The organism is Pseudomonas sp. NPDC089396, from assembly GCF_044749545.1.
In the GTDB taxonomy this organism is placed as follows: Bacteria; Pseudomonadota; Gammaproteobacteria; order Pseudomonadales; family Pseudomonadaceae; genus Aquipseudomonas.
Window position 1 is genome coordinate 96,846 of sequence record NZ_JBIVIC010000001.1, and the last position, 13,730, is coordinate 110,575.

At 62.9% G+C, this 13,730-nt stretch carries 12 protein-coding genes; 5 read left to right on the top strand and 7 right to left on the bottom strand.

What is annotated here, in order from left to right; genetic code table 11:
• Window positions 1-71 precede the first annotated feature (71 nt).
• Both ACIPZB_RS00495 and ACIPZB_RS00500 read right to left on the bottom strand, forming a co-directional pair.
• Window positions 72-959, bottom strand: a complete 888-nt coding sequence (locus tag ACIPZB_RS00495) for a lysophospholipid acyltransferase (protein WP_400638580.1) — start codon at window positions 957-959, stop codon at window positions 72-74.
• A gap of 41 nt (window positions 960-1,000) precedes the next feature.
• On the bottom strand, window positions 1,001-1,552 hold the full coding sequence (locus tag ACIPZB_RS00500) for a DNA-3-methyladenine glycosylase I (protein ID WP_400638581.1): 552 nt from the start codon (window positions 1,550-1,552) through the stop codon (window positions 1,001-1,003).
• 83 nt (window positions 1,553-1,635) lie between these two features.
• Between ACIPZB_RS00500 and glyQ the strand changes: the two genes are divergently transcribed.
• From glyQ to ACIPZB_RS00520, 4 genes are all read left to right on the top strand, one after another.
• A complete protein-coding gene (gene glyQ / locus ACIPZB_RS00505; protein ID WP_008096545.1) occupies window positions 1,636-2,583 on the top strand; it encodes a glycine--tRNA ligase subunit alpha in 948 nt (315 codons plus the stop codon).
• Entirely contained in the window at window positions 2,580-4,634 is a 2,055-nt protein-coding gene (gene glyS / locus ACIPZB_RS00510; RefSeq protein WP_400638582.1) for a glycine--tRNA ligase subunit beta, read from the top strand. The genes glyQ and glyS overlap by 4 nt, the downstream gene beginning before the upstream one ends.
• A 3-nt stretch (window positions 4,635-4,637) precedes the next feature.
• The gene (gene gmhB / locus ACIPZB_RS00515) at window positions 4,638-5,165 is read left to right on the top strand and encodes a D-glycero-beta-D-manno-heptose 1,7-bisphosphate 7-phosphatase (RefSeq protein WP_400638583.1); all 528 of its coding nucleotides are present in this window, start codon (window positions 4,638-4,640) and stop codon (window positions 5,163-5,165) included.
• A 61-nt stretch (window positions 5,166-5,226) separates the two neighbouring features.
• Window positions 5,227-5,997 carry a lysophospholipid acyltransferase family protein gene (locus ACIPZB_RS00520; protein ID WP_400638584.1) on the top strand — a complete coding sequence of 257 codons (771 nt, stop codon included), beginning with the start codon at window positions 5,227-5,229 and terminating at the stop codon, window positions 5,995-5,997.
• Between the two features lie 252 nt (window positions 5,998-6,249).
• On the opposite strand, the gene ACIPZB_RS00525 is transcribed toward ACIPZB_RS00520, so the two are convergent.
• On the bottom strand, window positions 6,250-7,869 hold the full coding sequence (locus tag ACIPZB_RS00525; RefSeq protein ID WP_400638585.1) for an MFS transporter: 1,620 nt from the start codon (window positions 7,867-7,869) through the stop codon (window positions 6,250-6,252).
• Between the two features lie 97 nt (window positions 7,870-7,966).
• Complete coding sequence (locus tag ACIPZB_RS00530; RefSeq protein WP_400638586.1) at window positions 7,967-9,613, bottom strand: GMC family oxidoreductase; 1,647 nt, start codon at window positions 9,611-9,613, stop codon at window positions 7,967-7,969.
• 229 nt (window positions 9,614-9,842) lie between these two features.
• On the opposite strand from ACIPZB_RS00530, the gene ACIPZB_RS00535 reads away from it, so the two are divergent.
• Window positions 9,843-10,730 carry a LysR family transcriptional regulator gene (locus ACIPZB_RS00535; RefSeq protein WP_400638587.1) on the top strand — a complete coding sequence of 296 codons (888 nt, stop codon included), beginning with the start codon at window positions 9,843-9,845 and terminating at the stop codon, window positions 10,728-10,730.
• Here the strand turns inward: ACIPZB_RS00535 and ACIPZB_RS00540 are convergent.
• From ACIPZB_RS00540 to ACIPZB_RS00550, 3 genes are read right to left on the bottom strand one after another with little or no spacing between them, the layout of a single operon-like run.
• Window positions 10,719-11,537 (bottom strand): sulfite exporter TauE/SafE family protein, encoded by an 819-nt coding sequence (locus ACIPZB_RS00540; RefSeq protein ID WP_400638588.1) that lies wholly within the window; start codon window positions 11,535-11,537, stop codon window positions 10,719-10,721. The genes ACIPZB_RS00535 and ACIPZB_RS00540 overlap by 12 nt on opposite strands.
• Window positions 11,534-12,802, bottom strand: a complete 1,269-nt coding sequence (locus ACIPZB_RS00545) for an FAD/NAD(P)-binding oxidoreductase (RefSeq protein ID WP_400638589.1) — start codon at window positions 12,800-12,802, stop codon at window positions 11,534-11,536. Before ACIPZB_RS00545 ends, ACIPZB_RS00540 begins: the two co-directional genes overlap by 4 nt.
• Window positions 12,803-12,841: 39 nt before the next feature.
• Window positions 12,842-13,726 carry an MBL fold metallo-hydrolase gene (locus ACIPZB_RS00550; protein ID WP_400638590.1) on the bottom strand — a complete coding sequence of 295 codons (885 nt, stop codon included), beginning with the start codon at window positions 13,724-13,726 and terminating at the stop codon, window positions 12,842-12,844.
• Window positions 13,727-13,730 lie beyond the last annotated feature (4 nt).

Sequence of the window (13,730 nt, forward strand, 5' to 3'; positions counted from 1 at the left end):
CTACAGAAGATCGCGGTCGTCTGTAGGAGCGGCCTTGTGTCGCGAAAGGGGCGCAAAGCGCCCCCAAATCCTCAATACCAGCGCGCCTCACCAGCAGGGCGCTTCTTGAAGCGCTTCATGCTCCACATGTATTGGCTCGGATACTCGCGCACATACCGCTCGACCACCTTGCTCATGGCCGCCGCCGACACGTTCACATCCGTGCTGTACATCTCCTCCGGCGCCGCCTCCAGGAACACCTTGAAGCCCGAACCATCCGGCAGCCGCAGCGCATGCAGGAACACCCCCACCGCCTTGCCACCGGCCAGCATGTTCGGCACGAACTTGCTGGTCAGCGCCTGAGTCCCCAGGAACGGCACGAACACCCCGGCAGACTCGGCCGGCTCGGGGTCGGCCGGAATCCCTACCTGCCCACCGCGGCGCACTTCCTTGATCACGCTGAGAATGCCTTCCTTGGTCGAAGGCGCCACACGGTTGCCCATCTGCACACGCTGCTCGCGCAGCAGGTCATCCACTGCCTTCAGCTTGGGCGGGCGGTAGAAGATGATCGGTTTGCACTGGCTGCAGTAGAAGTGGTTGAGCACTTCCCAGTTGCCCAGGTGGCTGGTGATACCGACCACACCCTTGCCCGAGGCCAGGGCCTGTTCCAGTACTTCCAGCCCATGCACCTCCTTGACCAGCTCCAGCGAACGCTGCGGCGGCCAGATCCAGGCGCAGGCACTTTCGGTAAAGGACTTGCCGATATCTTTCAGTGCACGACCTACCAGTTGCTCACGCTCGGCCGGGTCCATCTCCGGGAAGCACTTGGCCAGGTTGATGCGCACGACGTTGCGCGACCCATTGGGGATCTTCCACATCAGCCAGCCGATCCCGGCGCCAACGCGCTGTACAGCGCCCCAGGGCAGCTTGGCAAACAGACGCAGCACCCCGACCATCAGGGCGCCCTTGAACTTTTCCACAGGCGAATTCCTTATTTCAGCAAGGCGCGCATTGTAACCCCTCAGCGCAGCAAGGCGGCGTAGCGATCGCAATCGGTGGTGTGGTCCATGACCATGCCGGTGGCCTGCATGAAGGCGTAGCAGATGGTCGGGCCAACGAAGGTGAAGCCGGCTTTCTGCAAAGCCTTGCTCATTGCCTTGGCTTCGTCGGTGACCGCCGGCACATCGCTGCGGCTGTTGAAATGATTGATCTTCGGCGCGCCGCCCACGAACGACCACAGCCATTCGGCAGGGTTATCCACAGCCAGCCAGGCCTGGGCATTGCGCCGCACGGCTTTGAGCTTGAGGCGGTTGCGGATGATGCCGGCATCGAGCATCAGCTCTTCGACCCGTTCGTCGCTCATCTGCGCCAGCTTGTGCGGGTCGAAGCCGTGCAGTACCTCACGATAACGCTCGCGTTTGCGCAGCACGGTGATCCATGACAACCCCGCCTGGAACCCTTCGAGCAAAAGCATCTCGAAGAGCAACGCCGGGTCACGCTGTGGCGTTCCCCATTCCTGGTCGTGGTAGGCCTGGTACAACGGATCGTCGGTACACCAAAAGCAGCGTGGCATAAGGCTCCAATAAGTAGAGGGCGAGGCGAATCAGGTTATACTCCCGCTCTTTACATCCGCATCCCCAGATACAGGTGAATTTCGTGAGCCAGCCTACGCCAGCCGTGCGTACCTTCCAAGACCTGATCCTCGCCCTGCAGAACTACTGGGCAGACCAAGGTTGTGTGGTGCTTCAGCCCTACGATATGGAAGTAGGCGCCGGCACATTCCACACCGCTACATTCCTGCGCGCCGTGGGTCCAGAAACCTGGAACGCCGCCTATGTGCAGCCTAGCCGTCGCCCTGCCGACGGGCGGTATGGCGAAAACCCCAACCGCCTGCAGCACTACTACCAGTTCCAGGTGGTGCTCAAGCCGAACCCGGCCAACTTCCAGGAGCTGTACCTCGGCTCGCTGAAAGCCATCGGCCTGGATCCGCTGGTCCACGACATTCGCTTCGTCGAAGACAACTGGGAATCGCCGACCCTGGGCGCCTGGGGCCTGGGCTGGGAAATCTGGCTCAACGGCATGGAAGTGACCCAGTTCACCTACTTCCAGCAAGTGGGCGGCATCGAGTGCTACCCGGTCACCGGTGAAATCACCTATGGCCTGGAGCGCCTGGCCATGTACATCCAGGGCGTCGACTCGGTGTACGACCTGGTATGGGCTGACGGCCCGTTCGGCAAGGTCACCTACGGCGACGTGTTCCACCAGAACGAGGTGGAGCAGTCGACCTACAACTTCGAGCACGCCAACGTCGACAAGCTGTTCGAACTGTTCGACTTCTACGAAAGCGAAGCGAACCGACTGATCAAGCTGGACCTGCCGCTGCCGACCTATGAAATGGTGCTGAAGGCCTCGCACACCTTCAACCTGCTGGACGCCCGCCGCGCCATCTCGGTGACCGAGCGCCAGCGTTACATCCTGCGCGTACGTACCCTGGCCCGGGACGTGGCGCAAAGCTACCTGCAAGCCCGCGCACGCCTGGGCTTCCCGATGGCTACCCCTGAACTGCGTGACGAAGTGTTGGCGAAGCTGGAGGCTGCACAATGAGTGCTCAAGATTTCCTGGTTGAACTGGGCACCGAAGAGCTGCCACCCAAAGCCCTGTCCACCCTCGGCGACGCCTTCCTGGCCGGCATCGAGAAAGGCCTGCAGGCCGCTGGCCTGAACTACACCGCCAAGCAGGTGTACGCCGCGCCACGCCGCCTGGCCGTGCTGATCCGTCAGCTCGACGTGCAGCAGCCGGACCGCAGCATCAATATCGATGGCCCGCCCATGCAGGCAGCCTTCAACGCCGAAGGCCAGCCGACCCAAGCCGCCCTGGGCTTCGCCAAGAAGTGCGGCGTCGAGCTGTCGGAGATCGACCAGAGCGGCGCCAAGCTGCGCTTCTCCCAGCACATTGCGGGCAAGGCTACTGCCAGCCTGCTGCCGACCATCGTCGAAGATTCGCTCAACGACCTGCCGATCCCCAAGCGCATGCGCTGGGGCGCCAGCCGTGAAGAGTTCGTGCGTCCGACCCAGTGGCTGGTGATGCTGCTTGGCGACCAGGTAATCGACTGCACCATCCTGTCGCAGCAGGCCGGCCGTGAATCCCGTGGCCACCGCTTCCACCACCCGGAAAACGTGGTCATCACCACGCCAGCCAACTACGTCGAAGACCTGCGCAAAGCCTACGTGCTGGCCGACTTCGCCGAGCGCCGCGAGCTGATCAGCAAGCGTACCGCCGAGCTGGCCCTGCAGCAGGAAGGCACTGCCATCGTGCCGCCAGCGCTGCTGGATGAAGTGACCGCGCTGGTCGAGTGGCCGGTGCCGCTGGTGTGCTCGTTCGAAGAGCGTTTCCTCGAGGTGCCGCAGGAAGCCTTGATCACCACCATGCAGGACAACCAGAAGTACTTCTGCCTGCTGGACAGCGAAGGCAAGCTGCTGCCGCGCTTCATCACCGTGGCCAACGTCGAGAGCCGTGACCCCAAGCAGATCGTGCAGGGTAACGAGAAGGTCGTGCGCCCACGCCTGACCGACGCCGAGTTCTTCTTCAAGCAAGACAAGAAGCAGCCGCTGGAAACGTTCAACGAGCGTCTGAAGAACGTGGTGTTCCAGGCTCAGCTGGGCACGGTCTACGACAAGGCCGAGCGCGTCTCCAAGCTGGCCGCGTTCATTGCCCCGCTGATCGGCGGCGACGCCCAGCGCGCTGGCCGTGCCGGCCTGCTGTCGAAGTGCGACCTGGCCACCGAGATGGTCGGCGAGTTCCCTGAGATGCAGGGCGTTGCCGGTTACTACTACGCGCTCAACGATGGCGAGCCGGAAGACGTCGCGCTGGCCCTGAACGAGCAGTACATGCCGCGCGGTGCTGGCGCCGAGCTGCCGCAGACCCTCACCGGTGCGGCCGTGGCCATCGCCGACAAGCTCGACACCCTGGTCGGCATCTTCGGCATCGGCATGCTGCCCACCGGCAGCAAGGACCCGTACGCCCTGCGCCGTGCCGCCCTGGGCGTGCTGCGTATCCTGATCGAGAAGCAACTGGACCTGGACCTTACCGGTGCGGTCGAGTTCGCGGTCAAGCAGTTCGGTGCCAAGGTCAAGGCCGCCGGCCTGGCCGAGCAGGTGCTGGAGTTCATCTTCGACCGCCTGCGTGCGCGCTACGAAGACGAAGGCATCGACGTGGCCACCTACCTGTCGGTACGTGCCTTGAAGCCGGGCTCGGCCCTGGACTTCGACCAGCGCGTGCAGGCCGTACAGGCCTTCCGCAAGCTGCCGGAAGCCGAAGCCCTGGCTGCGGTGAACAAGCGCGTGTCGAACCTGCTGAGCAAGGCCGAAGGCGCTATCGCCGACCAGGTCGAGCCGAAGTACTTCGACAACGCCAACGAGTTCTCCCTGTACTCGGCCATCCAGCAGGCCGACCAGGCCGTACAACCGATGGCTGCTGCGCGCCAGTACAGCGAGTCGCTGGCCCGCCTGGCCGCCCTGCGTGACCCGGTCGACGCCTTCTTCGAGGCGGTGATGGTCAACGCCGAGGACGCCAAGGTACGCGCCAACCGTTATGCCCTGCTCAGCCGCCTGCGCGGCCTGTTCCTGGGTGTTGCCGACATTTCGCTGCTGGGGTAAGCCTTGAAACTGCTGATTCTCGATCGTGACGGGGTGATCAACCAGGACTCCGACGCCTACATCAAGTCGCTGGAGGAGTGGATCCCGATACCCGGCTCGATCGAAGCGATCGCGCAGTTGAGCAAGGCGGGCTGGACGGTGGCCGTGGCCACCAACCAGTCCGGCATTGCCCGTGGCTATTACTCGCTGGCAACCCTCGAGGCCATGCATGCGCGCTTGCGCGCGCTGGTGGCCGAGCAGGGCGGCGAAGTGGGCCACATCGTGTATTGCCCGCACGGGCCGGACGAAGGCTGCGATTGCCGCAAGCCCAAGCCTGGCATGCTGCGGGCGATTGCCGAGCATTACCAGGTTGGCCTGCAAGGCGTCTGGTTCGTCGGCGACAGCAAAGGTGACCTTGAGGCCGCCCTGGCCGTCGGTGCACAACCTGTGCTGGTGAAAACCGGCAAGGGCGAGCGGACCCTGGAAAAAGGGGTCGCGCAAACTACACTGATTTTCGACGATCTGGCTGCTATCGCCAGAGAACTAATTTAAACAATGCGCCTTCGGGCGCATTTTTCTCAGGCGGGCGAGCCCCGCAACGGTACATGCCACTATGTCGATCCTGCAGGCGATCAGAGTCTTTCTTTTTTACCTGCTGCTGGGCACCAGTTCGCTGCTCTGGTGCTCGCTTAGCTTCTTCGTTGCACCTTTTCTGCCATTCCCCAAACGCTACAAGTTCATCAACGTGTACTGGTGTCGCTGCGCATTGTTCCTGACGCGCACCATTCTCGGCATCGACTACAAGATCACCGGTGCCGAGAACGTGCCGAAAGAGCCTTGTGTGATTCTCTCCAACCACCAGAGTACCTGGGAGACCTTCTTCCTCTCGGCGTACTTCTCGCCCCTGAGCCAGGTGCTCAAGCGTGAGCTGCTGTACGTGCCGTTCTTCGGCTGGGCAATGGCCATGCTGCGGCCGATCGCGATCAACCGCGACAACCCCAAGGAAGCCCTGCGCCAGGTTGCCAGCAAGGGTGACGAGCTGCTCAAGCAGAAGGTGTGGGTATTGATCTTCCCGGAGGGTACGCGTGTGCCGTTCGGCACCGTGGGCAAGTTCTCCCGTGGCGGTACTGCGCTGGCGGTGAATGCAGGGTTGCCGGTGCTGCCGATTGCGCACAACGCGGGCAAGTTCTGGCCGAAGACTGGCTGGGGCAAGCGTGCTGGCACCATCGAGGTCGTGATCGGTGAGCCGATGTACGCCAACGGCAGCGGCCCACGCGCCATCGCCGAGCTCAATGACCGTGCTGCGGCCTGGAACGAAGCAACCCAGCGGGCCATGGGTTCGCTGCCGCCAGTGGATGAAAAACCGCAGGAGCAGATGGCCTGACCATCTGTGGATAACGTGTTGACAGTTTTTGGACTAAATGCCGTAAGTGATCGCTAAGTATTTGAATTAGCTGTTTATTTATCTCTATGACATTTTTCTGAAAATCGTGCATAAGTTTTTTTGAGGCATAAGAAAACCGGCTTTTACAGCCGGTTTTTTTATGGGCTTCGATGGCCCTATCGCCGGCAAGCCGGCTCCCACAAATGAACTGTGGGAGCCGGCTTGCCGGCGATAGGGCCAGCCCTGACAACCTCAGATCTTGTCGATATCCACATCCTTGGTTTCTTTCAGGCAGAAGATACCCACCACCAGGCTGATCCCGGTCACCAGCACCGGGTACCACAGCCCGTAGAAGATATCCCCGGTATACACCACCAGCGCGAACGACACGGTCGGCAGGAAGCCCCCGAACCAGCCGTTACCAATGTGATAGGGCAGCGACATCGAGGTGTAGCGAATGCGCGTCGGGAACAGTTCGACCATCACAGCCGCAAGCGGCCCGTAGGTCATGGTAGCGATCAGGATCATCGCCACGATCAACACCACCACCATCACCTGGTTGACCTGCGACGGGTCTGCCTTCGCCGGGTAACCCGCCTGCTCCACCGCCGCACGCATGGCCGCTTCGTCGAAGCCGTTGATGGTCTTGTCGCCAATGTTCACGACCACCTGGCTACCGGCAACTTCCACCGAGTTGTAAGGCAGGCCCTGTTTGACCAGGAAGGTCTTGACCTTGTCGCAGGGGCTGTCGAAACGCGCCTTGCCTACGGGGTCGAACTGGAAGGTGCAGCCTTGCGGATCGGCGGTGACAACGATCGGCGCCTCGCGGCTGGCGGCGTCGATCTGCGGGTTGGCGTAGTGGCTCAGCGCCTTGAACAGCGGGAAGTACAACACCGTGGCCAACAGCAGGCCGAGCATCAGGATCGGCTTGCGACCGATGCGGTCGGACAGCCAGCCGAAGAACACGAAGAACGGCGCCCCGATCACCACGCTGATGATCAGCAAGGTGTTGGCCTGGGCCGGGTCCATCTTGAGCATCTGGGTCATGAAGAACAGCACGTAGAACTGCGCCGTGTAGAAGGTCACGGCCTGCCCGGCGTTGATGCTGAACAGGGCAGTGAGCACCACCTTGAGGTTCGGCCAGGAGGTGAACGACTCACGGATCGGCGACTTGCTGACCTTGCCCTGGGCCTTCATTTTCACGAAGGCCGGCGACTCGTGCATGCTCATGCGAATCCAGGTGGAAATCGCCAGCAGCACGATCGACAGCAGGAACGGCAGGCGCCAGCCCCAGGTTTCGAACTGGTCGCCGCTGATGTAGCGGCTGCCCAGCACCACCAGCAACGACAACAGCAGGCCAAGGGTAGCGGTGGACTGGATGAAACCGGTGTGGAAGCCGCGCTTGCCAGGTGGCGCATGTTCCGCCACGTAGGTCGCGGCTCCACCGTATTCCCCGCCCAACGCCAGGCCCTGGAGCATGCGCAACACCACCAGAATGATCGGTGCTGCGATGCCGATGCTGGCGTAGGTGGGCAACAGGCCGACCGCGAAAGTGGACAAGCCCATCAGCACGATGGTCACCAGGAAGGTGTACTTGCGCCCGATCATGTCACCCAGTCGGCCGAATACCAACGCGCCGAAAGGGCGGACCAGGAAGCCGGCGGCAAAGGCCATCAAGGCGAAGATGAAGGCGGTGGTGTCGTTCACTCCAGCGAAGAACTGCTTGCTGATGACCGCTGCCAGGGCGCCATAGAGAAAAAAGTCATACCACTCGAAAACCGTCCCGAGGGATGACGCGAAAATGATCTTGCGTTCTTCACGACGGCTGGGGCTGCTCGCCGTCGCCCCCTGCTCTTGAATGTAATCCGACATCGTTGCTGTCCTCGGCCCACAGGCCACAGTGATTATTCTTTTTGTTCCACTGTCGGCAGCCTCTGACCACAAGCCGCCGGTACTGCACGCACCCGGGTCAGGGCGTCGGTATCGCGTCTTCGTTTAGGTAGGTCTGGGTAGCCGCTCCTTTGAGGATCAGTTGCGCCGCCTTCTCGGCGATCATGAGGGTGGGGGAACAGGTATTGCCGGAAGTGATCTGCGGCATGATCGAGGCGTCTGCCACGCGCAGGCCGGGTATGCCATGCACACGCAGCTGGTTATCCACAACGTCCAGCGCGCCGCTGCCCATGCGGCAGGTGCCCACCGGGTGGAAGATGGTGGTGCCGATCTGGCCTGCGGCTTCGAACAGTTCTTCTTCCGTCTGCAACGCTGGGCCCGGCAAATACTCCTCGGGGGCGAACGCGGCGAGGGCAGGGGCCTGGACGATGCGCCGGGTGAGGCGAATGGAATCGGCGGCGACGCGCAGGTCCTGAGGGTCGCTCAGGTAATGGGGATCGATCAGCGGGGCGCTGTTCATGTCAGCGCTGGCGATGTCGATCCGCCCGCGGCTCGCCGGGCGCAGATTGCACACCGAGGCGGTAAAGGCCGGGAAGCGGTGCAGCGGCTCACCGAAGCGGTCCAGGGACAGCGGCTGTACGTGGTATTGCAGGTTGGCCGTGGGCTGCTCGGGGCTCGAGCGCACGAAGGCGCCCAACTGGCTTGGCGCCATGGCCAACGGGCCGCTGCGGTCATACAGATAGCGCAGGCCCATGCCCATCTTGCCCCACAGGCTGTTGGCCATCTGGTTGAGGGTGCGGGTGTTGCGAATCTGGTAGATCAGACGCAGTTGCAGATGATCCTGCAGGTTGCCGCCGACACCGGGCATGTCGTGGCGCACGCCAATGCCCAGGCTTTCCAGCAGCGTGCGCGGGCCGATACCCGAGCGCTGCAGGATGCCGGGCGACCCCACGGCACCGGCACACAGGATGATCTCGCGGCGCGCGGCAAACTCATGCCAGGCGCCTTGCCAGCGTGCTTTCACCGCCCGTGCACGGGTGTTGTTCAACAGCACCTGGTCGACCTGCACATCGGTGAGCACGGTGAGATTGGCGCGGTCCTTTATCGGCCGCAGGAATGCCTTGGATGCATTCCAGCGCACACCGCTGCGCTGGTTGACCTGAAAGTATCCACAGCCTTGGTTGTCACCGGTGTTGAAGTCGTCGACCTTGCCAATGCCGCTCTGCTCGGCGGCATCACGGAAGGCATCGAGGATCGGCCAGCTGTAGCGCTGACGTTCGACCCGCCATTCGCCGCTGCTGCCATGGTGCTCACTGCTGCCGGCAAAGTGGCTTTCGCTGGCCTTGAACAGCGGCAGCACATCCTTCCAGGCCCAGCCATCGTTGCCTTGCTCGGCCCAACGGTCATAGTCGGCGGCCTGGCCGCGCATGTAGATCATGCCGTTGATGGAAGAGCAGCCACCCAGCACCTTGCCCCGGGGATAACCCAGGCTGCGACCGCTCAGGCCGGTTTGTGCCTGGGTCTTGAAGCACCAGTCGGTGCGGGGGTTGCCGATGCAATAGAGGTAACCGACCGGGATATGAATCCAGGGGTAGTTGTCGCGGCCGCCCGCTTCGAGCAGCAAGACCCGGCAAGCGGGGTCGGCGGACAAACGATTGGCCAACAGGCAGCCGGCGGGACCGGCACCTACGACCACGTAATCGAAGACAGAATCGGCTGACGGCATGTGCAACCTCGCGCCTGATTATTGTTCTTGTCGTCCTACATCTTATTGATTAATTTCGCTGAGGAAACACGAGATTTCGCGCAGCCGTTGTGCGTTTTAGCACAGCGGTAAGCCTGTACTGGCCCTATCGCCGGCAAGCCGGCTCCCACAGAGAAGGGGTGTGGTTTTCTCCCTGTGGGAGCCGGCTTGCCGGCGATGGGGCCAGAACGAACAGCACAAAGGGATCAGCATGTTCGACTGGAATGATCTGCGGTTTTTCCTCGAGTTACAGCGCAGCGGCCGCTTGCTCACTGCTGCCAAACGCCTCAACACCACCCACAGCACCGTCGCCCGGCATATCGAGAGCATCGAGAAAAGCCTCGGTACACCGCTGTTCGTGCAACATGCCCAAGGCTACGAACTGACCTCCTCAGGCCAGGCATTGCTCAAGCATGCCGAAGCCATGGAGAACGTTGCCCTGCTGGCGCAGGAAGAAATCACCCAGGCCATCACGCCACTGGGCAAGATCCGTCTGGGGGTTACCGAAGGCATCGGCATCATGTTCTTCACCCCGCGCATGAGCGAGCTGTTCGAACGCTATCCGGGCCTTGAGGTAGAACTGGTTGCCGTGCCGCGCTTCGTCAGCATCCTGAACCGTGAAGCGGAGATCAGCATCCATCTGGAACGGCCCAACGCCGACCTGCTGATCACCCGAAAACTCACCGACTACCGCCTGGCGCTGTATGCCAGCCAGGCGTACCTGGACCGCGCCCCACCGCTGCGCAACCGCGAGGACCTGGCCCGGCACAGCTGGATCGGCTACGTCGATGACCTGCTGTTCAGTCAGGAGCTGCTGTTCCTCAACAGCTTCTGCCGGGCGCCCAACGTGGCCTTTCGCAGCACCAGCGTGATCGCCCAGCAAACCGCGGCCCGCGCCGGGCTGGGTATCGCCGTGCTGCCCAACTACATGGCCCGCCGCGACCCCACGCTGGTCCGCGTGCTGCCCAGCGAAACCATCCAGCGCAGCTACTGGATCTGTACCCGTCGCGAGCTGCACAAGTCGGTGCGCCTGCGGGTGGTCTGGGACTACCTGCTGGCGCTGTGCGCGGCGGAGCAAGGCGAATTGCTAGCCGAGTAGCGCCTTGCCCGCCAGCAGCAGTGCCGCCGACCAACCGGCAACGGCAAACAGCTGCTGCAATCGCGGCCCGGCGAGTTTGGCGGTCAGTGGCCGGGCCACCAGCAAGCCGAGCACCGCGCCGATGGCGAACGGTGCGCCAACCCGCCAGTGCATCACCCCCGCCAGGCTGGCGCTGACCACGCTGCCCATGGAGACCAGGGCGATCACCGCCAGCGATGTGCAGACGATGCTCGTCATGCGCAGGTTGGTGTAGCGATTCAAGGCAGGAATGATCACGAATCCGCCGCCCACACCCAGCAAGCCGGACAACAGCCCGGACAATGCGCCCGTGAAGGCCAAAGCTCGCGCGCATGGCAAGGTCCAGCGCAAGCGACCCTGCAACGGGTTGAGTACGCAGGGTGCGATGAGCCGGTGCGCATCGACGGTTTCGCCGCGCAGCTCCTTGGCCGCCTTGCGCCAGATGCGCAGGCAGGCATAAACCAGCACGGCGGCGAATACCAGGGCCAGGGGCGTATTGGGCAAGCGGTGGGCCAGCATCAGCCCGAACGGCGCTGCAACGATACCGATCAGGGCGATGAACAAGGCGGCACGATAACGCACCAGCCCCTGGCGCAAACCCAGTACCGCGCCCACGGCCGCCGCCAGCCCCACCGCCAGCAGCCCGATCGGCGCCGCTTCGACCATCGACAAACCCAGGCCGAACACCAGCAGCGGCACCGCCAGGATGCCGCCGCCAGCGCCAGTCAGCGCCAGCACCGCACCGATGATGGCGCCGAGGCCGGCGCCCAGCAGTTGATGTTCGATCACTGGCGGGCCTCGACCAGTGGCTGTGGACGCGCCATCCATTCGCGCCCCTTGAGCATGCCTTGCCAGTACAGCGGTGGCAGCACCCGCGCCTTGAGCAACCAGGCCAGGCGGGTAGGCTTGCGGCCATCGAGCAGCCAGCGCGGGAAGCTTGGCGCGACCTTGCCGCCATAGGTGAACTCGGCCAACACGATCTTGCCGCGCTCGACAGTCAGTGGGCAGGAGCCGTAGCCATCGTACTGGGCCAGGGTAGGTAACCTGCCCAGCGCCACCAGCACGTTGTTGGCCACCACTGGCGCCTGCTTGCGCGCCGCGGCAGCGGTCTTGGCATTGCTGGTGTTGGCCACGTCGCCCAAGGCATGGACATTGGAGAACTTGCGATGGCGCAGGGTCTGCGGGTCGACATCGACCCAGCCAGCGGCATCGGCCAACGGGCTTTGGCGAATGAACTCGGGGGCAACCTGCGGCGGCACCACGTGCAGCATGTCGAAGGCTTCAGTGCGGGTTTCGCGGGTGCCGTCGGCGAGGGTACGGGCGAACGTTGCGCGCTTGTTGGGGCCATCCACCGCGACCAGACGGTGACTGTAGTTCAAGTCGACACCGTATTTGTCGATGTAGGCCATCAGCGCAGGCACATAGTCGGGCACACCGAACAGCACCGCCCCGGCATTGAAGAAGCTGGCTTTGACATTGCCCAGCTGACCGTGGCGCAGCCAGTGGTCGCAGGACAGGTACAGCGCTTTCTGCGGCGCGCCAGCACACTTGATCGGCATGGGCGGCTGGGTGAACAGCGCTCGGCCCTGCTTGAGGTTTTGCACCAGCTGCCAGGTATAAGGCGCCAGGTCGTAACGGTAGTTCGAGGTCACACCATTGCGGCCCAGGGTTTCGCTGAGCCCGGCAATGGCCTCCCAGTCGAGCTTGAGGCCCGGGCAGACCACCAGCTGTTCATAACTGATGGCGCGGCCGTCTTCGAGCATCACCAGCTGGCCCGACGGGTCGAAGCCCTGGACCCGTGCCTTGACCCAATGCACACCGCGCGGGATGGCCGAAGCCATGGTGCGGGCGGTGCTCGGTGCTTTGAACACACCCGCGCCAACCATGGTCCAGCCAGGCTGGTAGTAGTGCACATCGGCAGGGTCGATAAGGGCGATATCCAGTGAAGGGTCGCGGCTGATGAGGCTCGAGGCGGTGGCGATACCGGCGGCACCGGCACCGACGATGACCACTTTATGGTGATCGGCATGGGTTGGGGACAACAAGGCAGGCATGAAGGTATTTCCTGGATTTCTGATAATGGGGCAGGGCGGTCAGAGCTTGTTCAGCGGGATCTTCAGGTAGCTCACCCCGTTCTCCTCGGGTTCGGGAAAATGGCCGCTGCGCATGTTCACCTGCACCGAGGGCAGGATCAGTACCGGCATGTCGAGCGTCTTGTCGCGGGCTTCGCGCATGCTCACGAAGCTGTCCTCGTCGATGCCTTGATGGATGTGAATATTGCTGGCGCGCTGTTCGGCCACGGTGGTGACGTACCGCATGTCACGCCCACCTGGCAGGTAGTCGTGACACATGAACAGCTGGGTCTGGTCAGGGAAGGCCAGCAGTCGGCGGATGGAGCGATACAGGGTGCGGGCATCGGCACCGGGGAAGTCGCAACGCGCCGTGCCGTAGTCGGGCATGAACAGGGTGTCGCCAACGAATAGCGCTTTTTCCCCCGCATCCTCGAACAGATAGCTCATGCAGGCAGGTGTGTGGCCGGGGGTGTGCAGGGCACGGGCGTGCAGGTTTCCGATACGGAAGCCTTCTTCGTCCTCGAGCAGCACATCGAACTGGCTACCGTCACGAGCAAAGTCGGGTTCAGCATTGAACAGCGAACCGAAGACTTTCTGCACCTGCGTGATGTGGGCACCAATGGCGGTATGGCCACCCAGTGTTTCCTTCAGATAAGCCGCTGCGGAAAGGTGGTCGGCATGTACATGGGTTTCCAATACCCACTGCACCTCGGCACCCAGCGCCTTGACCCGGGCGATCAGCAAGTCTGCGGAGTCTGTGCAGGTGCGCCCGGACTTCGGGTCGTAGTCCAGGACACTGTCGATCAACGCGCACTTGCGCGTCTCGCCGTCCATGACCAGGTAGCTGATGGTCGAGGTCGCCTTGTCGAAGAAGGCTTCCACGTGAAGGTTGTTGCCGATGATCATCACG

Bases quoted from the DNA above. Each gene is read 5' to 3' on its own strand.
- ACIPZB_RS00500 (WP_400638581.1), bottom strand. From the start codon at position 1,552: ATGCCACGCTGCTTTTGGTGTACCGACGATCCGTTGTACCAGGCCTAC.
- ACIPZB_RS00520 (WP_400638584.1), top strand. From the start codon at position 5,227: ATGTCGATCCTGCAGGCGATCAGAGTCTTTCTTTTTTACCTGCTGCTG.
- ACIPZB_RS00525 (WP_400638585.1), bottom strand. From the start codon at position 7,869: ATGTCGGATTACATTCAAGAGCAGGGGGCGACGGCGAGCAGCCCCAGC.
- ACIPZB_RS00535 (WP_400638587.1), top strand. From the start codon at position 9,843: ATGTTCGACTGGAATGATCTGCGGTTTTTCCTCGAGTTACAGCGCAGC.
- ACIPZB_RS00530 (WP_400638586.1), bottom strand. From the start codon at position 9,613: ATGCCGTCAGCCGATTCTGTCTTCGATTACGTGGTCGTAGGTGCCGGT.
- glyS (WP_400638582.1), top strand. From the start codon at position 2,580: ATGAGTGCTCAAGATTTCCTGGTTGAACTGGGCACCGAAGAGCTGCCA.
- ACIPZB_RS00550 (WP_400638590.1), bottom strand. From the start codon at position 13,726: ATGATCATCGGCAACAACCTTCACGTGGAAGCCTTCTTCGACAAGGCG.
- ACIPZB_RS00545 (WP_400638589.1), bottom strand. From the start codon at position 12,802: ATGCCTGCCTTGTTGTCCCCAACCCATGCCGATCACCATAAAGTGGTC.